Consider the following 20,857-nt stretch of genomic DNA (forward strand, 5'->3'; position numbering starts at 1 on the left):
GAGAGATCATTAACTGCTGTTGCTTTTGGAGTAACCAACATTGTTTAGGCAATGTTATATTGATAGCTTAAAGCAAACATAAATCGACATTCGCCAAACAATAAAAACGGGGCATTACGCCCCCTATAAAGTCATTTGGATTGATAATATGCTGCTATTTGCTGTACAAATAATGCATCGGTTTTATTATCAATATAAGCATTTTCAACCAATATACCCTTTCTAAAAAGCTTAAACTCCTGCCCTTTTTTTCCTTTTTCCAATAAGTTCTTATATATGCTAAGTATACTTTTTTGCTGACATTTCGGACATTTGCTATAATGATGAACTAAAATATCTTGGCTATCAGCTGATTGATCGACTTGGCTAGCAAACCCTTTTTTAGCCGAAAAGAAAGTCAGTTGTGACAACACATCTGCATAACTGCCAGTTATATTATTAGTGATATTAGATTCTAAATTTTGAATGCTTGATGAAAAAAAACGATATTTTTGATACCAAACCTGACAATCTTCACAATAATAATCATCAATTTTCAGTACAACAATTAAGGGACAGAAGAAGAGGAGAAATTCGATAAAATACAATATTGCCAAAACGAAAAAAGAAATATTACTTGTCGTTGAGCCTTTGGTGATGGCTATTTCACGGTTTGGAAGAATAACATTAAACATAATGTCAAACACTGAGAACGGTGACAAAAACAGTTCAACATAATCTAGTTGATCGCCAGATAAAAGGCTAATTTCAAAAGCACATACTCTTGAATAATAAGCAAATAAACAGAAAAAAAATCCCATGACGAATTTGACAACGGTATTTCTTACTTTGGCTAATTTTGCAAACTGAGTAGTAATAATACCTAGTGCCAATCCCAGACCAACAACTATAACGATATTAAGTAACATTATGGGTGAATAATAAGAGATAACTGAATAGATAATGCCCAAAATTATCGCAGCAATAATACCCACTAAGAAAAAACCTAAGGTTAAAACCAAATTAAATTTTTGTGATGATTGATAATGACTAACGGTAAAGCTCATGTTTTATTCCTTATTACTCCTTTAAAAACAGATGAAACATAAAAACTTAATTTTTAGTTAACGTAAAATGATCGTTGTCAATTCCTTTAGTTTTCCTATAAAAGTAGGAAATATCTTATTAATTTGACGTGTGCATTTTAGACTAACTTACGGAAAAGTAAACGATGATGAATAAATTGAATTAAAACGATTTTTTATTTAGATTTGATGTGATAACCATTATTAGACAGAGAAAAATCAGTAATATGCCAAGCCAACTGATTAAAGATAAATCTTCCCCAACAATCAATATCGCGAGGATTGTCGCCACAACCGGTTCTAACAGCGTGATGGTAATAGCCATACTGGCCGATATTTTTGATAATCCATAGCCATAACATAAATAACCCATAAACATTGGAATCAATGCCATATAAAATCCAACTGCTATATTATTCCATGTTGTCAAAAAAGCCGAGCCGGTAATGACCATCACTGGGATTAATAATAATCCACCTCCACCAAAAGTCGCCCCCATTGCTGCTTTACTATTCATCCCTTTTAACATTAATTGCCGTGCTGACCATGAGTAAAGCGCATAAGTAAGGCCAGCAACTAACCCTAATAAAATCCCCCAACTGAGATGACTGTATTGCGTTGCCTCATTTCCCGAAAAAGCCAACATACTCATACCGATAATTCCCAATAAGGCGCCTATCGCCCACTGCTTGCTGAACTGGAAATCACGACTTAAATATTCAATAATTGCTGACAAGATTGGTGCTGAGCCTATCGAAACAACGGTACCTATACTAACGCCTGATAAGCGCATAGATGAATAAAAAGCTAAGGGATAAATAGCAACCGCTAATGCACCAACAATCAAATAACGATAATGCAATCTGAGTAACGATTGCGCTTGGATGATGCTAGGTATTGCCAATCCGCACTGCAATATTCCACCAATACCCATAGCAAATGCGCCAGTAAATAAAGACGATAAAGAGGGAGCAAACGTGGCAGCAGTGCCCGTTGTGCCCCATAATAGCGAGGCTAAGATAACCGCTAAAATACCGAAGTACTTGCTCATTAAATTATTCGATATTTTGTACTTGCTCACGGATTTGTTCAATCAAGACTTTAAGTTCGATAGCGCTAGCAGTAACATCGGCATTGATTGATTTTGAAGCAATAGTATTTGATTCACGGTTGAACTCTTGCATCATAAAATCAAGTCGACGGCCTACGGCTTCGTTTTTCTTTAGGATTGAATAGGTTTCTTTGACATGAGTCATTAAACGATCTAACTCTTCAGCCACATCGATTTTTTGTGCAACCATCACTATTTCTTGTTCAAGACGTGAGCTATCAAGTTCAATATTAGCCTCTGCTATTTTGCTTTTTAAACGTTCTTTTTGCCACTCTAAAATTTGCGGCATCCAATTTCGAATTTTATCAACTTCAACCGTGATGGCTGCTAAACGTTGAGTGATTAATTCACTTAAAGCTTGGCCTTCACGTTCGCGAACCGCGATAAATTCATCTATTGTACTTTCAAGTAAAACTATAATTTCTTGCGATATTGCATCTAAATTCTGCTCTTTGCTCGACATCACACCCGGCCAACGTAAAACATCAAGTGGATTGATTGCTCCTGTTTGGTATTCGTGTTTTATCCAATCACCGGCGGATAATATTTGTTTAGCGAGCTCTATATTTAATGATAACTCTTGGTGCTGCGCGGCTGGATCAAGTTCAAAACGTAAGTTACATTCGACTTTACCACGAGTTAATCGAGCACGAAGACGTTCACGAACGATCGGTTCAAGTGAACGGAACTGTTCCGGTAAACGAATATAGGTTTCTAAGTAACGTTGATTCACTGAACGCAACTCCCAAGACGCACTACCCCATGCTCGGTTTACCTCTTTTCTTGCATACGCAGTCATACTCGAAATCATAATAGCTTCCTAAATTTATAAAAACTTAGTATGCATTGTAACACAAATTCTGTATAATGTGCCCTTAGCTTAGGCTAAACATCAGCGTTTTCCTGTTGATGTCCTCCTAAAAAAAATTAGCTCGAAAATAATTGTTAAATAAAACTGCTGGAGAATTGCATGCGCCCGTCTGGTCGATCCGCGGAACAAGTCCGCCCAATCAAAATTACCCGTCATTACACTAAGCATGCAGAAGGTTCTGTATTAGTCGAGTTTGGTGAAACCAAAGTACTTTGTAATGCAACAATTGATGAATCTGTACCCCGTTTTTTAAAAGGTCAAAATCAAGGTTGGGTAACTGCTGAATATGGCATGTTACCTCGTGCAACCAATTCAAGAACACAACGCGAAGCAGCAAAAGGCAAACAAACCGGCCGTACAATGGAAATTCAACGCCTGATTGCCCGTTCACTCCGCGCTATGATTGATCTTAAATTATTAGGTGAATATACCATAACGCTAGATTGTGATGTTATCCAAGCTGATGGTGGCACAAGAACCGCATCGATTACCGGTGCTTGTGTTGCACTGGTTGATGCGGTAAACACCTTATTAGCTAATGGTAAAATTAAGCAAAACCCAATTAAATCTTTAGTGGCTGCGGTATCGGTAGGTATTGTTAATGGTGAAGCAGTGTGCGACTTAGAATACATTGAAGATTCTAATGCTGAAACAGATATGAATGTAGTAATGACTGACGATGGTCGTATCATCGAAGTGCAAGGTACCGCCGAAGGTGAACCTTTTAGCCATGAAGAATTATTAACCCTATTAGAACTAGCCAAAAATGGTATTACTACCATTACTGAAGCACAAAAACAAGCTTTAACAGCTTAATTGGAGAGGATAGATGAAATCATATAAAAGTGAATTTATTGAATTTGCTTTAGATAGGCAAGCCCTAAAATTTGGTGAGTTTACCCTAAAATCAGGTCGAAAAAGTCCTTACTTTTTTAATGCAGGATTATTTAATACCGGTAAGGATTTAGCGTTATTAGGTCGTTTTTATGCCGCTGCCTTGATGGATGCCAATTTAAAATATGATGTCATCTTTGGTCCTGCCTACAAAGGTATTCCAATTGTTTCATCAACCGTTGTAGCCCTATCTGAACACCACAATGTTGATGTTCCTTATTGCTTTAACCGCAAAGAAGCCAAAGATCACGGTGAAGGTGGTAACTTAGTCGGTAGTTCAATTTATCAGCAACGCGTTATGTTGGTTGATGATGTAATTACTGCCGGTACTGCCATTCGCGAATCAATGCGAATTTTGGAAGATAATCAATCTAAACTTGCAGGCGTTTTAATTTGTCTAGATCGCCAAGAAAAAGGCCGCGGTGATTTATCCGCTATTCAAGAAATCAAACAAACTTATCATTGCGATGTGATTTCAATTATTACTTTAGATGATCTAATCCATTATCTTTATCAAGATCCATCACGTAAAGATCAAGTCTCACAAGTGGAAGCTTATCGTGCTGAATATGGAATTAAATAATCAAGCGTCGTAAGACGCTTTTTTTATATTTGAATGTTTTTACATTTTTTTGGTTAAATTAATTACCATATATCACATCTTTCTAAATTAAATCTACTTTGCTAGCCCATTTAACAACACTGAATTAAGGAAATAAAATGAAAAGAAAAATTATATTAATTCTTTTACTCAATATAAGCGCCATATTTTCATCTGAGGCAAAATATAACGAGTTAAACGTCAGTAATTCTTATTTAGAACTACAACAATTAAAATATGGCAAGAATCTCATACCAGTAGGAGAAATTACCTCAAGTATTATCGATAGCATTAAACTAAAACCTGATACCGTCGAATTTTCCATCACGTTAGAAACAGAGGGAACAACTCCAACTGAAGCTTCAGATCTTAACGTTAACACAATGAAGAAATTAAAAAGCTATCTAAGCACACTGAATATCACTGACGATAATCTAGTCACTATTGACTACAAAAATAGTGTCAAAACTATTGAAAAAGAAGACGATCAAGAAAATACCAATTATCAGGCTACTCTTAATGTCGTAATAAATATTGATAATAATGACAGTTTTATCAATCTAAATAAAACCCTTGATAAATATAATATAAATAATATTTCTCCGTTTGAAACGGATAAGTTAACTAACTATTATCTATTCCAAATTGTTTCCGTAGGTAATAGTGAAAGCAAAACAAAAGAAGATCTGTACCAAAAATATACTAGCATTACAAATGAATTAAAAAAAATTGGATTAACTAACTTTTCAATTAAAAGTTCATCTGTCTCCCCAATTGATAAAGATACAATTAATGAGCAACGCTATTTTGTTAACAACACTTTAAAGATAAAAATAAATAAACTCGATCTTATCGGTAAAATTATTGCCAAAGCACAAGAGTTAAAAATGCAAGTCAATAATGATATCTCTTACAGCGTATCACCAGAAGCCATTCAAACCGCAGTAAAAAAACATGAAACTCTTTTATTAAATCAATTAACCTCTAAAGTTGAGCGCTTAATAGCTAAACAATATGTCGTTGGTGCACCTATTTCACTTGAATTTCAATCAAGATATCCTGAAGCAATTCATGAAAGATATAACTATAGCAGTAATCAAATGTTGAGAATGGCTTCAATGGGCTCTAGTGATGTTGATATTTATACCCCACCTGAATATGAAATCACCCTAACCTTATCAGGCTCATTCGAAACCCTTAAAAAGGTCGAGCACAACTGATTTAATACAAGTCTATATAAGGTAATTAAGATTGATTAGATTTCATTTGGTTAATAAATCATTAACTAAATGAAATCTTGCTGACTATTTCGAATGACTTTGAACATAGAATTGTGCGTTGTCGTAGTGGTAAATAATTTGTGAAAAATCGAAGGGTTCACCTGCGGTGGTATAAAAGATCTCTTCCACACATAATGCAGGATCGCCAGGATTTAATCCTAAATAAGGGGCGATCTCTTCATCTAATTTTATAGCTTTAAAATATTTGTCTGAAAAACCAATATTGATTTTACAAATATCTTTTACATAGCTAAAAATGGAATGTTCAGCAATTTCACGATTAAGATAAGAGACAATTTTTTTACGATAATAAGATTGTTCAAAGCCATATACCTTGCCTTCAACCAATCGTAAACGTTTTATATAATAGACCTGTTCATCATCTTCACATTGCAAATTTTCTCTGATTTTGGCATTAGGTTGGATAACATCAACATTAAATACTTGTGAGGCGCCCGGTAAGTCATTTAAGTCAACACTAAAACCATGGCTCTCTAAAAAATTAAGATAACCGCGTTTTTTCGGCTGCCTAACAAATATGCCACTGCCTTGTATTTGATAAATGACTCCATGTCTTTCAAGACGATTTAGTGCTTTGATGATTGTAGTACGGCTAACTTGATACTGTTGAATTAACCCCTCGATATTAGGCAATTGCGTATCTTTAGGCAAATTTTGTTGATAAATTGCCTGCTGAATTTTTGCTGCCACATCTTGGTATTTTAACATTAGTAGTTCTTTAATATTTATCTAAATAGTTCGTCATTTTATACTTTTTTTGAAATAAATAAATCAAAATTGCTAAAAACGGGATCTAGATCACAAACAATAAAATTGGTAATTAACAATTTTTATTTTAGGAATAATATAGGCTTTCTTACCTGTTGAAAGGAGCTTAGTTAATGTCATCTAAAATTAGAGATTATAATAAATTAGCAGTTGATATCCTAAATGAGTTAGGCGGTGAAGATAATATTGTTTCTGTCGCTCGTTGCGCAACTCGCTTACGTGTCGTGACGCAATCCACCCCTGAAAATGCCAAAGAAAAAATTGCCAGCTTTCCCGGTGTTATCACGGTGGTTGAAAAAGGTGGACAGATTCAAGTCGTTATCGGCACTAATGTTGATAAAGTCTATAGTGCATTTACTCAACTGATGAGCGGTAATAATAAGATTGATGCAAATAGCAAAAGTAATATTTTGAATCGGATTATCGCGACAATGTCAGCGGTTTTTGCACCATTTGTTTATGTGTTAGCCGGAGCAGGGATATTACAAGGGATCTTGATTTTAATTAATCTGGCCTTCCCAGGTTTTGAAAAAACAAACACTTGCCAAGTATTTAGTTTTATCTCTTGGGCACCATTCACCTTTTTACCGATCTTTATTGCTATTACCGCATCGCAACATTTCCGTTGTAACATCTACATTGCGGTAGCGTGTTGTGCAGCACTGCTGTCACCAACATGGGCTGAGATTGCTAAATTGATTAAGGATGGTGGAACATTTGATTTATTCGGTTTACCACTATCTGAAACCACTTATATGTCAACCGTATTACCACCACTATTTTTAGTCTGGTTACTTTCTTATTTAGAACGCCTTTTAGAGCCTCGCTTACATAGCATTATCAAACCGTTAGTAATGCCATTGATTTGTCTAGTTATTATGGTACCACTAACTTTATTAGTGATTGGCCCGATTACTGCTAGCGCAGCACACTATCTAGCAAGTGGTTACAACTGGATTGTCAATCTTGCGCCATGGATAGCCGGTGCAATTATCGGTGCTTTTTGGCAAGTTCTTGTTATTTTCGGTGTCCATTGGGGTATTACACCAGTTATTATTGAAAATATTCATACATATGGTAAAGATTCCTTCCAAGCCTACCAAACTATTGCGGTAATTGGTCAAGTCGGTGCGGCATTAGGATTCTACCTCAAAACTCGTTCTAAAGAGATGAAAGGAGTATCAATCTCAGCTTTTGTGACAGGTCTATTTGGTATCACTGAACCAGCGATTTATGGGGTTAATCTACGCTTTAAAACACCATTTATTTATGGTTGTGTCTGTGCTGCAATTGGTGGTATGGTCGCCGGTTTCTTTACACCTTACTACTATACCTATGCCGCATTACCCGGACCTTTGACCATTGTAAATGCGATTAATCCAGAACATTATGGTTCAATCATCGGTGTAGCAATTGGCTCAGCAATAGCATTATTTGGACCTGTTATTCTTCTGCAAATTTTGGGTACTAATGAAAACAAGTTAAATAATGAAAAAATCGAAAACGACACACCAAAAGTTATGCTTGATAAAATCAATATTACTAGCCCAATGATTGGTAAAGCATTACCGCTGAGCGAAGTACCCGATCCAGCATTTGCCCAAAAATTAATGGGTGAAGGTATTGCCATCGAACCAACTGATAATCATGTTTATGCACCATTTGATGGCGTCGTTAGTGCAGTGTTTGAAAGTTCAAAACATGCGGTCGGATTGGTCCTCGATAACGGTGTGGAATTATTAATTCACGTTGGTATTGATACCGTTAATCTAACTAATAATGAATTTAATTATCATATCACTAAGGGACAACAAGTTAACCAAGGTGATTTATTAATCAGCTTCGATCCTCAAGCGATCAAACAAGCGGGTTATCCTTTAATTACCCCGATAATTATTGTTAACACCGATCAATACCAGTTGATCACATTAACTGAAAATAAAGATGTAAATCTTGACGATATCATATTCGAAATTAAGCAATAACAAGGAACCAAAAATGACTAAAAAACCATTTTTATGGGGCGGCGCATTAGCTGCTCACCAATTCGAAGGTGGCTGGAATGAAGGGGGCAAAGGACCAAGTGTGGTTGATGTCATGACCGCTGGCGCGCATGGTGTTGCAAGACAAATCACTCAAGATATCGAAGCCGGTAAATTTTACCCAAATCATACCGCAATCGACTTTTATCATCATTATAAAGAAGATATCAAACTGTTTGCTGAACTTGGTCTAAAATGTCTTCGTACCTCAATTGCTTGGACACGAATCTTTCCGAAAGGTGATGAACTAGAACCAAATGAAGCGGGGCTACAATTTTATGATGACGTGTTTGATGAACTCATTGCCAATGGCATTGAGCCAGTTATTACTCTCTCTCACTTTGAAATTCCATTACATATCGCTCGCCAATATGGTGGATTTAGAAATCGTAAAACAGTAGAGTTCTTTGAACGTTTTGCCATTAGTTGTTTTGAACGTTATAAAAACAAAGTCAAATATTGGATGACCTTCAACGAAATCAACAACCAAATGGATACCAGTAACCCAATTTTCTTCTGGACTAACTCTGGTGTACAAGTTAAACCGGGTGAAAATCCACAAGAAGTACTTTATCAAGTGGCACACTACGAATTACTAGCCAGCGCTAAAGCAGTTATTGCTGGTAAAAAAATTAATCCTAATTTTGAAATTGGATGTATGATTTCTCACGTGCCTATTTACCCATACTCTTGTAATCCAGAAGATATGATGGCATCAGAAATCGCTATGCACCAACGCTTCTTCTTCCCTGATGTACATGTTCGTGGCTATTATCCATCATATGCATTAAAAGAGTTTGAACGTGAAGGCTACCAACTTGATATCACCGAAGAAGACTTAGCTTGCTTGAAGCAAGGTACCGTTGATTACATTGGTTTTAGTTACTATATGTCAACTGTGGTAAAAGCAGATGTTAACAACGACAACCGCGACAATATCGTCAATGGTGCATTACCAAATGCAGTTGAAAATCCATACATTAAAAGCAGTGACTGGGGTTGGCCGATCGATCCAGAAGGTTTACGTTATACACTCAATCGCTTATACGATCGTTATCAACTGCCACTATTTATTGTTGAAAATGGTTTTGGTGCAATTGATGAACTTGAGCACGACAACCAAATTCACGATAAACCACGTATCGAATACCTAGGCGCGCATATTAAAGCGATGCAAAAAGCGATGGATTACGATGGTGTTGACGTAATTGGTTACACTGCTTGGGGTATTATCGACGTGGTATCATTCACGACTGGCGAAATGAAAAAACGCTATGGTGTGATTTATGTTGATCGTGACAACGAAGGTAACGGCAGCATGAAACGCTATAAAAAAGAGTCGTTTGAGTGGTATAAAAATGTGATTAAGACCAATGGTCAAAGCTTAAAATAGCTAGTTAGTCACAATAAGAACAAAGGATCTGATTTTAATGTTCTAAACAGATCCTTTCTTAATAACTCCCCCTCGCTAAACAAAGCGCCCTATCAAAAGTTAAAAATTAATTGCTTTTCAACTTGTGGGTCAATCAACGTCACATGAAAACCAATTAACCTAACGCCTCGATCATTGCGTCTTTCTAACCAAACTTTATGAGCTTGTTCAATCAGATCAGTTTTATCTAACTTTGACCACACATGCTCTTGTGTAGTGAGTTGAAAATCATCAAACTTAAATTTCACCCCTTGTCGAGCAATAGAGAGATCGGAACGAACTTTGCTTAACCGCTTCTCCAACTCGTCAAACAGCGGATCAAATTGCGCTAAACACTCATCCCAACTATGGATATCATCGACCAAAGTACGCTCTACGCCAACCGACTTACGTTGCCGATCGTTACAAACTTCGCGTTCATCAATCCCTTGGCAACGTTCGTATAAAATACGTCCAAACTTACCAAACTGATTAAGTAATTTGGTTAGATCATAATTAACCACATCTTGGCAAGTATACAGACCCAATTCGGCTAATTTCTTCTCGGTCACTTTACCGACTCCGGGGATATTTTTAAGTGGAAGCTTTTCGATAAACGCTTCAACCTGATCAGGCGTAATCACATATTGTCCATTTGGCTTATTCATATCAGATGCTATTTTAGCCAAAAACTTCAGTGGAGCCACACCTGCCGAAGCGGTTAATTCAAGCTCTTTATAAATGGCTTGGCGAATATCTTGGGCGATTAACGTAGCTGAACCATGACAAAGCTTACAGTCAGTCACATCCAAATAAGCCTCATCGAGCGAAAGAGTTTCAATGACTTGAGTATAACGTTTAAATATTTGATGAATTTGATTGGAGACTTCTTTGTAAACAGCATGACGCCCGGGAATAACCTTCAGATTTGGGCACAGCTTAATTGCCTGTGCCATTGACATCGCACTATGCACGCCGTATTGACGAGCGATATAATTAGCGGTTGCTACCACGCCCCGCTTACGCGGATCGCCACCTACGGCTATCGGCACATTACGATAACGAGGATTGTCTCGCATTTCAACAGCGGCATAAAAACAATCCATATCGACATGAATAATTTTTCGCATAAAGGGGGTAATAACATCTAAAAATAACTGTATAAATATACAATATCATACCTTTATCTTATCTGTAAATCACTATTTAGCCAACTTATCGAAATCCTTTAACCCCTTTTTATCATGAGGATCGCCAATCCAACGAATTGCTTGCACAAAGTTTTTATTCACAATACTTCTTTGCGGTTGATAATCATTAAAGCTAAGGCCTGCCAAATCAGACCAAGTATGAATTAAATCCTGTGTACTAAATTTTCGATTTACATAGGATTGGAAATCATTAGGATGATTTGCCAACCATTTAGGCGATTGCCATAGCATAAATGGAACGGTATACATCACCCTCGTTGGTGCCTTTTCATTACGACCTAAAACTTCATGTGGCGCAGTTTGATAGACATCTTCACCATGATCAGAAAAATACAGCATAAAGCCATTAGGATCATTTTCCTTAAACAGATTAAATAATTTGCTAGTAACAAAATCATTAAATGCGACTGCATTATCATAACTGTTATAAACCGCTAACTTATCGTCATCCAAATCGAAAGTTAAACCTGATTTGTCATTAAAACGTTGATATTCATCACCTTCAGGATAGCGCAGCTCATATTTAATATGTGTACCGAGTAGATGGATAACAATAAATTTCTTTTCAGCTGGATCGTTAAGTACATTTCTAAACGGCACAAAAACAGAAGTATCATATTGCCTTGAATTCTGATTCCGATCATTATTCATATAATACTGCTCATCCGCTTGCTGAGAAAACATCGTTAACATCGTATTACGTTTTGTCATGGTTTGTTGATTGGTGATCCAAAACGTCTTATAACCAGCCTGCTTCATCAAATGAATTAATGAGGGTTTAGTAAGATATAAATCAGGATGTTGCTCATCGGCCAAGGTTAGTGCTTGTTGCAATATTTCAATAGTATAAGGCCGTGAAGAAACCACATCATTAAACACCACAAAACCGGGATTATCTTTCTTAAATTGCTCGATTAACGGTGTCGTATCACGTTCATAACCATAAATTCCCATCCGATTACGCGTGGTCGATTCACCAATGACCAGCACTAAGGTTCTTGGGGTATTACCATTGGCATCAGTTAAATTTTCAAATTCAGGTAAGGTTTGTAGATGATTTAAGATATCTTCCATATTAGACAATTGCGAACGATAGGCGAGATAACTGGTGACTAATTGCCATGGCACTGTAGTTTCCATCCGAAGTAGCAAATGCTCAGTTGCACGTTCCAACGACGTCTTTTTGATCACTAAACTAATAAACAGCGGCATCAAGGCATATATTATAATCACTATCGACACTAGCCATTTAGTCATATTCTTGACATATATAGGTTTAACTTTAAACCACAATAAGATCCCAACCAAACTATAAATCACTAGCACCGCGATTAACTTAATACTCAAATATTGGGCAATAAATTCGTGTGATTCATTGAAATTCGACTCCGCCATCACAAAAAAGACACTTTGTGAAAATTCTTGTCGATAAATAGTAAAATAACCAATGGAAATTAATGACAATCCACCGATGACAAGGCCATATATAGCGGCATATTTTTTGGTAATATTAGGAAAAAATAGTATCGGCACCAACCAAATTAAGCTATAAATTATCGAATCCCGCAAACCAGTAAAATTAGCATGTCCCGACAGTGCAATATAAAGTTGCAACGCACTTGAAAAGTAACAAAAATACAAAATAACATAAACTAACGAACACCAATTAAAATTCCTAGAGTTATCTAACTTTTGCATAGCTACAATTAATCACAAATAAAAAAGTGTCACTAAACTAACAAAAGCAGATTAACAAAACCTTAAGAGGCTACTATAAGATTATTTATTCATTATGGATAGGCTACACTAATCGTACAACTTTTTTAAGGGATAAGATAAACTACTCTAAAAAAGGAAAATACGATGAAAATAAAACGACGAGAAAGACGAACCTATACAGATGATTTTAAACAGCAGATGGTAACGCTCTATCAACAAGGTAAAGCCCGCAGTGAATTAGTTTTACAGTATGAGTTAACGCCATCAGCATTAGATAGATGGATAACACAATACTCCACAACAGGTTCATTCAAAACTAAAGATAATCGAAGTCCTGAGGATAATGAGTTGCTAGCCTTGCGCAAAGAGAATAAAAGGTTATTGATGGAAAACGATATCCTAAAGCAAGCCGCACTGATAATGGCACGAAAATCGCAGTGATACAATCAAATCGACATCGCCATTCATTGAGTTGGTTGTGTCGATGTTTAGGTGTATCAAGGCATTACTTTTATTATCAGTGCAAAACGCGCCTTGAAAAAAAAGTTTTAAAGTATGCACAAGAGATTCAATCTATTTTTAATCGTAGTTATCAATCTTATGGTACGCGACGGATACGAAAAGCGTTGTCAAATCAAGGTATAATCGTATCGCGTCGTTATGTGGCTAGAGTCATGAAAGCATTATCATTGAAATCAAAATATACCGTAAAACGTTATAAAAACCATTCTAAAGAAGTTAATACTGTTGCGATTGCCAATGTATTACAGCGAAATTTTACTGTTGGTGCAAAAGCAAATGTTATTGTCGCTGATTTAACTTATATAAAAGTGGGGCAAAAATGGAATTATCTGTGTGTATTACTCGAACTCTCAGCACGAAAGATAGCCGGATTCAGTGTTGGACAACACAAAACAGCAGAGCTTGTGATGCAAGCATTAAGCCAAATTAAAGCACCATTATCCTCAATCGCACTATTTCATTCAGACCGAGGAAAAGAGTTTGATAATCAATTACTCGATAGTTGTTTTGAGGTATTTGGTATCACTCGCTCATTGAGCCATAAAGGATGTCCTTACGATAATGCCGTTGCTGAAGCGACATTTAAGACAATTAAAACGGAATTTGTCAAAAATGAGATATTCACCAATACCAATGAACTACGACAACATTTTTCTGCTTATGCATATTGGTACAACAACAATCGGCTGCATTCATCATTAGGTTATTTGACGCCGATGGCATTTAATAAACAGTTACCCCTTAATTTTGTTGTATGAAAAAGGGTAGACATTCCAGTTACACGAATAAGGGGAAACTATAGAAATGATTTAACGGCTAGATCTAGGATGAGAGACGCAAAGAGTATGGTCTCTATCAATGCTTGTTTTATCCCATCTAAAAACAGATCCATGGGGAGAATCGATCACGAAGTTGTTGATACTATCTGCCTCGTCTCGCGTCCAATAAGAACCTGAAAAATTAGCAGCTGAACCTGACATAGAGCTATTAGAACCATAAAATTCAACATCGCCCCATTCGGCCAGAAATCCTGCATCAATGACACGCTGATAATAATTATTTGGTGATGGATGAGTAGTTACGGCAGCGCCCTCAGCTCCTATACAATGGCTACCTGAACTTGCGCCATTACAAGTTGCATTAGTTAAATCTTTTACCTGCACTAAGTGGTAATTAAGTTTGCCACACCATAATTCAGAAGAATTAAAGTCAGAATATACGTTACCACGGTTCAAGAACCATTGCTTTATAGTAAATCCATACTTAACCACAACATTACCAGTATCATCTTTGCCAACTAACTCAAATGTTTGAGGTAATTCCGGTCTAGATATTTGTTTTATTTCATCAGGTTTATTAGAAACCCATTGTGCTTCTGTGGCAACAGGACCGGTTAATAATACTTTAACACTTGAACCTGAAGAATCTGGCTCCATTGAAGCTGTGATACCACTAAGAGTAACAGGAGCCCAATTCAAACGCCCACTTCCACCTATAATTAAATAAAAATATAAATGATCAGCACCTGTAGTAGGAAAATTTAAACCATAGCCAGATGAATTAGTTGACTGAGGAATAAAACCCTTATATTCATTCCACATTGAAACAGGGCCACGAAAGTCTATGTATCCATCAAAGAACCATATTCTTTATTAGGCTGAGCATAACAAACCTTTGGAGAAACATTACCCGGATTAATGTAATAGATTACACTTCCACGATTAAACTCTGTAGTTTTAGGAAAACCATACATCGTACTTAAGGAGCCCGGAACATTAGTTAATGTCAATTTATAAGGCGATTTACATATATCCAAACTCGCACTACGCGCGACAGCTTGGTCATCATTATCTACGATAGATAAAGTTAAATGACCATCAGCCAAAATACCGTTAGTACCCTGACCATCGCCATCATCATCACCCCAATAATTGTATGGTGCCCTAATAAGTAAATTTAATTCCACTGAATCAAGATTAGTTGGCACAAACATGTCAATATCTGCAAAACTATCGCCATAGGGTAATTCGATAGGATTAGCAGCACTTGAAATATTGTTTGCCGGAGTTAAGCTAGTACCGTTTGATAAAGTTATTCCAAGTAGACCGTCAGTATTCGTCACACGAGTACGACCACCATCAAAGGTTAAATAGGGTGCATTACCATAAATAAAATTTGATGTAATAGATGTTAATCCATAACTACGGTGAGAAATTACTAAGATCGAAAAAAATAATAACATTGAAATTATCCAAGAAGATAATAAGCATTGCCGAATCCATCTTAGCAAAGATTCTAAAGTTTTAAGAAAAAATAAATTATGGTTAAACATTGAACGTCCATTACCAAAATTAGAAAAATTTGAATTATTGGTTATCCATGTTTGGTATTGAAAATTATAATGCATTTCGACTATCCTATTGAATAACCTTATGTTTAATTTGCATTCAATAATTCTATTCGACCGAATTATAGCCATTCTTTTTCTTTAAAAAAGAAAGGACTAGTATAAAGATGGAAAAAATTTATCGCAACCTATTATCCGAATAGAATTGTTAACACTTGTAAACGTTTTACTAAAGATCTGTAATAGCTACACTTTGAAACAACAAGATTAAGTGGTAAAGGTTTATTCAATATATCTGGCTTAAATAACCTAAACGATACTCTCAATACAGCAACTAATTAGAATAAACAATAATAAACAAATGTTATTTACCATATTTATAGGCGCTTTATAAAACAGTTTATTTTTTGTGAAAATAAGCAAATAGTCTATGCCGACAGTCGATGTTGCTTGATTAAAAAATTTACTGTAAAAAAACTCCATTTCTCAAAAATAAAATCCGCCCAATTAGAGCGGATGGTTAACGCTAATGTCACAAAATCGCTCTTTATTGCCCACTTGATTAGCGTCATTGCCTTGGCAAAACAGTTATTTTTTAGCTTTCTAACTCTACTTAACCTATTCCTAGTTCCCTTACCCAAGGAGTAAGAATAAGCGCTAAGGATAGGTACACAATCCGTGCCAGCGTTGCCAACTGGCACTAATCGGAACTATGCCGCCCCGAGGCGAAACGACATACTTATCGTTTTGATTCATGCCATCATTCGCCCAATAATAAAAGTCCGTGTAGGTGAGACTAAAATAATCACCCACGACCCCCCACTCCGTAAAAAATCCAGCACCAATATTACGTTGGTAATGATTACCGGATGATGCAGGTATAGCACCGCTGACATTTCCATTAACTGCGTTGGTTAAATCTTCAATCATAGGTAACCGATATCCAATTTTAGTACACCAAGATGAGACATCAGTTGGAAAGTAGATATCATTATGTCGGTCGTCACCACGGGGGACAAACCACTGCTTTAACACAAAACCATACTTGACGACTTCGTTATTATTATTGTCAAGGCCAACTAACTCAAATACCTGAGGAAAAGATGGCTTACCGATACTAGCAGGATTACTTGAGCCCCATTGCGTTTTTTCAGTAACGGCAGGACCTTTCAGGGTGACCCGAACGCTGGTATTTGTTGAATTGGACATCGTCGCCTTAATATCACCATTTGGTGAAACCTCCTTCCATGTTAAAGGTTGAGCAACTCCACCTATCTCTAAATCAAAATATAAACCATTAGCTCCCGTAGTAGGAAAATTTGAACCATAAGACGACGGCGTAACCGACTGAATAAGAAATCCCTTATCAGGGTTCCAAATGGAAGCTGGGCCAGCATTCTGATTAGGATAAAAATTTGTACCACCGAGTCTCATGTTAGGTTTTGCAAAACAAATCACTGGTGCGGCCTTAGGATTAATATAATAACTGACATTACTCGCACTAAAATGACTTTCATTCGGTACACCATAACGTGTTGTTAATGCACCTTCAGTACTAGATAACGTTAATTTATACGGCGCATTACAAACAGTAAGCACTTCATTACGGGCAACTGGTTGGTTATTTTTATCAACAATGGATAAATTTAAACTACCTGTAACAGTTATACCATTAACCCCCTGACCATCGCCATCATCATCCCCCCAATAATTATAGGGCGAACCTATAAGTGAACCTAATGCAATAGAATCTGTATTGGTTGGTACTAACATACCAATATCAGCAAAACTCTGACCAGCAGTAGGCAATTCAATTGGATTGGTTAAACTTGAATTATTGCTTGTAGGGGTAAATTTATCTCCATTCGAAAGAGATATTTCGAGTAGTGCGTCAATATTTTTTGCCGGAGAGCGACCACCGTCGAAGGTTAAATATGGGGCACTACCATTAATTATATTTGACGTTTTAGAGGTTAATGCCAGACTAGAATAGGAAGCTATTAACGGCAAAACAAACATTAACCTTGAAAGCATCTGCCGAGATAAAAAGGAACATTGCAAGGATTGCGATAAAACCCGCGCAATTTCATGCAATTTCGATAAAAAATAAATTATAGCGAAATATAAAGTTTGCGAGCTTAACTTTAACGAATTTAAGTTATAGGTTATCCATATTGTGCTTTTAAAATTATAATTCATTTCGACATCCATGTCATTTAACTTTATGTTTTGTTTGATTTTTAATTAAAATGGTGGGCTACTAACCTTTGAGGGGTAAGAAGTATAATGATTTTAAATAACTATGCAACTATTTTAAAAAATTAACTTATTGAGTTCGTCAAGATTTTTGTGAAAAATTAATCATTTAATATTGGCTATAACTAAAAAATTTTTCATTTTTAAGCCTTAATATTCGACTTTTGATATTACGTTTTATAAAAGCTACATACACTTTTAAAAGCTAAAACATTAAAGATTTGTCAGGAAAATTTCGAGATATAACTTGAAAGATTACTTAAGATTAATTGATGTCATAAATGCAAGCTCAGCTCGATAAAAAGATGAAAGTATTGGTGTTAAATTATTTTTTACTAAGTTAATATCAAACAATTGATATAAGTTATTTTTTCATTATTCCAATTAGTTAATCTGTCAATTAAAGTCTTTAAGTTATGATCTGACTTGACTTTTAATAATCTGAACAAGGATATTAGTATCATCTAAAACCCAATAACCTGGCAATCCTCTGATTTTCGTTTTGTTTCAGATGATTCGGTGCTGCATTAAAAATAATCTTGCCATTTTCAATAACTAAGCAGCGTGAGAAGTGGTTAAGAGAATCATCCAAATAGTGAGAGACCATCATTAAGGTAAGATTAAATTCTGAGCAAACTTGATTGACCAGGGCTAACATTTCAAAACGTAATGCTTGGTCAAGGGCAGAAAATGGTTCATCTAATAATAATATAGGGCGATGTTGTATTAGACAGCGTGCCAATGCTACTCGTTGACGTTGCCCTCCTGATAGTTGTTCCGGATAGCGTTGGTTAAAGCCCTCTAGTCCTATGCGAACTAAAATATCGTCAATTGTGGTTTGTTCGGTTCGACTAAGTTTTAATGTGGGTTTAATGCCTAAGGCTATATTTTGTTCAACAGTGAGATGGCTAAATAAATTATTATTCTGAAATAGCATTGATACAGGGCGTTTGCCAGGTAAAGTTGAGGTAACATTCTGCTGATTTAGAATTATTTGCCCTGAGTTAGGAAAAATAAATCCAGCAATTAAACTGAGTAAAGTACTTTTACCTGCCCCACTTGGACCAACAATAACAACTCGTTCTTTAGCGGCAATATTTAGCGCAAAGTGCATTTTGAAGTCATTATAATGATATTCAATTTTTTGAAGTTCGATCATAATCCATCACAACTAATAAACTAAATGATAAAAGTAATAAAATCGTTGCTGTTACTATACTTTCTTGGTAATGATAATGCGATATCTGTTGATAAAGATAATAAGGTAACGTGGCAACTGACTGCCCACCAAATAGTGCTATTACTCCAAAATCACCCAATGATAACACTGCAGCAAAAGCAAAACTCATTAACATTTTACTTTTCAATCCTTTAAAGTCCACTAAATAAAAATGGGCTACACCATTAATATTCAATGACTGAGTTAACTGCCAATAACGCGCTGTGATGTCATACAATGGCATGGCTAAATTTTTTAGAATAAAAGGTAAGGCGATTAATCCATTACATAACATAATTAATAAACAGATAAAAACCGTGTTATTGCTATAACCAAATAGCAATAAAAATAGTCCAGATGCCAATACCATGCTCGGTATGGCTAAGATAAGTGAGGCTATCAGCATCAATCGATTGCTTATTTGACGCTGCTGATTGATTAACAGTCGACTATTTGTCCACAGCAACAACAAACCAAGTAACATCGCAATCATGGCAGAGCCAAAAGCGATAACGATTGAAAACAGTAACGCTTGTAGTAACATGAATGTTAACAATGAAATTCGGAAAAAAAAGATACCTTGAATCAATATGGTGAGCATTGGTAAAAAGATAAATAGTCCACCGCTGATGATAACAAACATACTGATAACTTTTAGCCAATTGGCTGTCGGTAATCGATAGTTTGTGTCACTAAATGTGACAGTAAATTTTGTTCCAGTTTTGTTGATTTTTTGCATTAAACCGATAAACGCCACACAGCAAAGCAACTGCACACAAGCAAGCAATGCTGCTTGTAATAGGTCAAAGTCACGCACTGCTTGATAGATAGCCACTTCTAACGTGGTATATTTAGGGCCTCCGCCAAGAGCGAGGACAATGGCAAAACTCGAAAAGCAGAGCATAAAAATAAGTGCCGCCATAGGCAATATTTGTCTACGAAGTAAAGGCCACTCGAGTAATTTAAAAAAGGTAAAGGTTGAAAAGTTAAGTTGTGCAGCGAGCTGTCTTTGTTCAATAGGAACACTGTTTAACGTTTGATAAAATAGCGCGCATGCGTAAGGAAAATTTAAAAAAACATGCGCCAATAAAATTCCTTTTAATCCATAAATTGAAAATGAGAATGGTATATGCAGTAGTTGGCACAAGTAAGCCAGTACCCCTTGTTGACCGTACACCGATAATAATCCTGTCACCACCACTAAGGCCGGCAGAATAAAGGTAACTGGCATTAACTTTATCAATAATCGTTTACCTTTAAACTCAATTAAGGAGAGAGCTTTAGCCATTAGGATTGCCGATGTAAGCGAAAGTATTGTCGATAATAAAGCTTGATAAAAGGTGATCCAAACGATATGCAGTACATAGCTATCTAGATAGATCGCTACATTACCTGATTGTAAGGCAAATCGCCAGATAGCAATGAGTGCTGAGCCTAATATAATAAGAATTAAGCTAGCAGCACTGATTCCCGGTAGTAACGATTTAAATTTTAACATTGGTAGTACAGTTCTAAGGCAA

Annotated in this window: 18 protein-coding genes; 7 read left to right on the plus strand and 11 right to left on the minus strand. The window is 36.1% G+C overall.

The genetic code is table 11. The features are described 5' to 3' along the window. Positions 1-131: 131 nt before the first annotated feature. The 3 genes from AC5LXV_RS12200 to AC5LXV_RS12210 form a co-directional block, all read right to left on the minus strand. Positions 132-1,046 carry a hypothetical protein gene (locus tag AC5LXV_RS12200; RefSeq protein WP_493466595.1) on the minus strand — a complete coding sequence of 305 codons (915 nt, stop codon included), beginning with the start codon at positions 1,044-1,046 and terminating at the stop codon, positions 132-134. 181 nt (positions 1,047-1,227) lie between these two features. Next, positions 1,228-2,115: a DMT family transporter gene (locus AC5LXV_RS12205; RefSeq protein ID WP_493466596.1), complete on the minus strand. Its 888-nt coding sequence runs from the start codon at positions 2,113-2,115 to the stop codon at positions 1,228-1,230. Positions 2,116-2,119: 4 nt separating this feature from the next. Continuing rightward, complete coding sequence (locus tag AC5LXV_RS12210) at positions 2,120-2,986, minus strand: YicC/YloC family endoribonuclease (protein ID WP_493466597.1); 867 nt, start codon at positions 2,984-2,986, stop codon at positions 2,120-2,122. Between the two features lie 159 nt (positions 2,987-3,145). Between AC5LXV_RS12210 and rph the strand changes: the two genes are divergently transcribed. The 3 genes from rph to AC5LXV_RS12225 all read left to right on the plus strand — a co-directional run bounded on the left by rph (position 3,146) and on the right by AC5LXV_RS12225 (position 5,761). Then, a complete protein-coding gene (gene rph / locus AC5LXV_RS12215; protein WP_493444981.1) occupies positions 3,146-3,862 on the plus strand; it encodes a ribonuclease PH in 717 nt (238 codons plus the stop codon). Positions 3,863-3,875: 13 nt separating this feature from the next. Next, entirely contained in the window at positions 3,876-4,523 is a 648-nt protein-coding gene (pyrE, locus tag AC5LXV_RS12220) for an orotate phosphoribosyltransferase (RefSeq protein ID WP_493444982.1), read from the plus strand. Positions 4,524-4,660: 137 nt separating this feature from the next. Beyond that, entirely contained in the window at positions 4,661-5,761 is a 1,101-nt protein-coding gene (locus AC5LXV_RS12225) for an SIMPL domain-containing protein (RefSeq protein ID WP_493466598.1), read from the plus strand. A gap of 84 nt (positions 5,762-5,845) precedes the next feature. Here AC5LXV_RS12225 and AC5LXV_RS12230 read toward each other — a convergent pair whose 3' ends face one another. Continuing rightward, positions 5,846-6,550: a GntR family transcriptional regulator gene (locus AC5LXV_RS12230; RefSeq protein ID WP_493451350.1), complete on the minus strand. Its 705-nt coding sequence runs from the start codon at positions 6,548-6,550 to the stop codon at positions 5,846-5,848. A 173-nt stretch (positions 6,551-6,723) separates the two neighbouring features. Here AC5LXV_RS12230 and AC5LXV_RS12235 point away from each other — a divergent pair, with 173 nt between their 5' ends. Beyond that, entirely contained in the window at positions 6,724-8,595 is a 1,872-nt protein-coding gene (locus tag AC5LXV_RS12235; RefSeq protein WP_493466599.1) for a beta-glucoside-specific PTS transporter subunit IIABC, read from the plus strand. 13 nt (positions 8,596-8,608) lie between these two features. Next, positions 8,609-10,045 (plus strand): 6-phospho-beta-glucosidase, encoded by a 1,437-nt coding sequence (locus AC5LXV_RS12240; RefSeq protein ID WP_493444986.1) that lies wholly within the window; start codon positions 8,609-8,611, stop codon positions 10,043-10,045. Positions 10,046-10,137: 92 nt separating this feature from the next. Here AC5LXV_RS12240 and dinB read toward each other — a convergent pair whose 3' ends face one another. Both dinB and cptA read right to left on the minus strand, forming a co-directional pair. Next, the gene (dinB, locus tag AC5LXV_RS12245) at positions 10,138-11,193 is read right to left on the minus strand and encodes a DNA polymerase IV (protein WP_493466600.1); all 1,056 of its coding nucleotides are present in this window, start codon (positions 11,191-11,193) and stop codon (positions 10,138-10,140) included. 72 nt (positions 11,194-11,265) lie between these two features. After that, positions 11,266-12,972: a phosphoethanolamine transferase CptA gene (gene cptA, locus AC5LXV_RS12250; RefSeq protein WP_493466601.1), complete on the minus strand. Its 1,707-nt coding sequence runs from the start codon at positions 12,970-12,972 to the stop codon at positions 11,266-11,268. Between the two features lie 165 nt (positions 12,973-13,137). On the opposite strand from cptA, the gene AC5LXV_RS12255 reads away from it, so the two are divergent. Together AC5LXV_RS12255 and AC5LXV_RS12260 are read left to right on the plus strand one after the other, a co-directional pair. Further along, a complete protein-coding gene (locus AC5LXV_RS12255) occupies positions 13,138-13,434 on the plus strand; it encodes a transposase (protein ID WP_493466602.1) in 297 nt (98 codons plus the stop codon). Next, positions 13,431-14,273: an IS3 family transposase gene (locus tag AC5LXV_RS12260; protein WP_493466603.1), complete on the plus strand. Its 843-nt coding sequence runs from the start codon at positions 13,431-13,433 to the stop codon at positions 14,271-14,273. The genes AC5LXV_RS12255 and AC5LXV_RS12260 overlap by 4 nt, the downstream gene beginning before the upstream one ends. A gap of 51 nt (positions 14,274-14,324) precedes the next feature. Here AC5LXV_RS12260 and AC5LXV_RS12265 read toward each other — a convergent pair whose 3' ends face one another. The 5 genes from AC5LXV_RS12265 to thiP form a co-directional block, all read right to left on the minus strand. Then, positions 14,325-14,993: a hypothetical protein gene (locus tag AC5LXV_RS12265; RefSeq protein WP_493466604.1), complete on the minus strand. Its 669-nt coding sequence runs from the start codon at positions 14,991-14,993 to the stop codon at positions 14,325-14,327. A gap of 143 nt (positions 14,994-15,136) precedes the next feature. Continuing rightward, positions 15,137-15,922, minus strand: a complete 786-nt coding sequence (locus AC5LXV_RS12270; RefSeq protein WP_493466605.1) for a hypothetical protein — start codon at positions 15,920-15,922, stop codon at positions 15,137-15,139. Between the two features lie 597 nt (positions 15,923-16,519). Further along, positions 16,520-17,872 (minus strand): hypothetical protein, encoded by a 1,353-nt coding sequence (locus AC5LXV_RS12275; RefSeq protein ID WP_493444989.1) that lies wholly within the window; start codon positions 17,870-17,872, stop codon positions 16,520-16,522. Positions 17,873-18,578: 706 nt separating this feature from the next. Then, positions 18,579-19,277, minus strand: coding sequence for a thiamine ABC transporter ATP-binding protein ThiQ (gene thiQ, locus AC5LXV_RS12280; RefSeq protein WP_493460190.1), 699 nt, complete (start codon positions 19,275-19,277; stop codon positions 18,579-18,581). Further along, a complete protein-coding gene (thiP, locus tag AC5LXV_RS12285) occupies positions 19,255-20,835 on the minus strand; it encodes a thiamine/thiamine pyrophosphate ABC transporter permease (RefSeq protein ID WP_493466606.1) in 1,581 nt (526 codons plus the stop codon). Before thiP ends, thiQ begins: the two co-directional genes overlap by 23 nt. Positions 20,836-20,857: the final 22 nt, after the last annotated feature.

This window comes from Gilliamella sp. LMG 34359, from assembly GCF_984569085.1.

What these genes read in the sequence shown, in the direction of transcription:
- thiQ (WP_493460190.1), bottom strand. Translation starts at nt 19,277, where the DNA reads ATGATCGAACTTCAAAAAATTGAATATCATTATAATGACTTCAAAATG.
- AC5LXV_RS12200 (WP_493466595.1), bottom strand. Translation starts at nt 1,046, where the DNA reads ATGAGCTTTACCGTTAGTCATTATCAATCATCACAAAAATTTAATTTG.
- AC5LXV_RS12240 (WP_493444986.1), top strand. Translation starts at nt 8,609, where the DNA reads ATGACTAAAAAACCATTTTTATGGGGCGGCGCATTAGCTGCTCACCAA.
- AC5LXV_RS12205 (WP_493466596.1), bottom strand. Translation starts at nt 2,115, where the DNA reads ATGAGCAAGTACTTCGGTATTTTAGCGGTTATCTTAGCCTCGCTATTA.
- dinB (WP_493466600.1), bottom strand. Translation starts at nt 11,193, where the DNA reads ATGCGAAAAATTATTCATGTCGATATGGATTGTTTTTATGCCGCTGTT.
- thiP (WP_493466606.1), bottom strand. Translation starts at nt 20,835, where the DNA reads ATGTTAAAATTTAAATCGTTACTACCGGGAATCAGTGCTGCTAGCTTA.
- AC5LXV_RS12255 (WP_493466602.1), top strand. Translation starts at nt 13,138, where the DNA reads ATGAAAATAAAACGACGAGAAAGACGAACCTATACAGATGATTTTAAA.
- pyrE (WP_493444982.1), top strand. Translation starts at nt 3,876, where the DNA reads ATGAAATCATATAAAAGTGAATTTATTGAATTTGCTTTAGATAGGCAA.
- cptA (WP_493466601.1), bottom strand. Translation starts at nt 12,972, where the DNA reads ATGCAAAAGTTAGATAACTCTAGGAATTTTAATTGGTGTTCGTTAGTT.
- AC5LXV_RS12270 (WP_493466605.1), bottom strand. Translation starts at nt 15,922, where the DNA reads ATGCATTATAATTTTCAATACCAAACATGGATAACCAATAATTCAAAT.
- rph (WP_493444981.1), top strand. Translation starts at nt 3,146, where the DNA reads ATGCGCCCGTCTGGTCGATCCGCGGAACAAGTCCGCCCAATCAAAATT.
- AC5LXV_RS12235 (WP_493466599.1), top strand. Translation starts at nt 6,724, where the DNA reads ATGTCATCTAAAATTAGAGATTATAATAAATTAGCAGTTGATATCCTA.
- AC5LXV_RS12230 (WP_493451350.1), bottom strand. Translation starts at nt 6,550, where the DNA reads ATGTTAAAATACCAAGATGTGGCAGCAAAAATTCAGCAGGCAATTTAT.
- AC5LXV_RS12225 (WP_493466598.1), top strand. Translation starts at nt 4,661, where the DNA reads ATGAAAAGAAAAATTATATTAATTCTTTTACTCAATATAAGCGCCATA.
- AC5LXV_RS12210 (WP_493466597.1), bottom strand. Translation starts at nt 2,986, where the DNA reads ATGATTTCGAGTATGACTGCGTATGCAAGAAAAGAGGTAAACCGAGCA.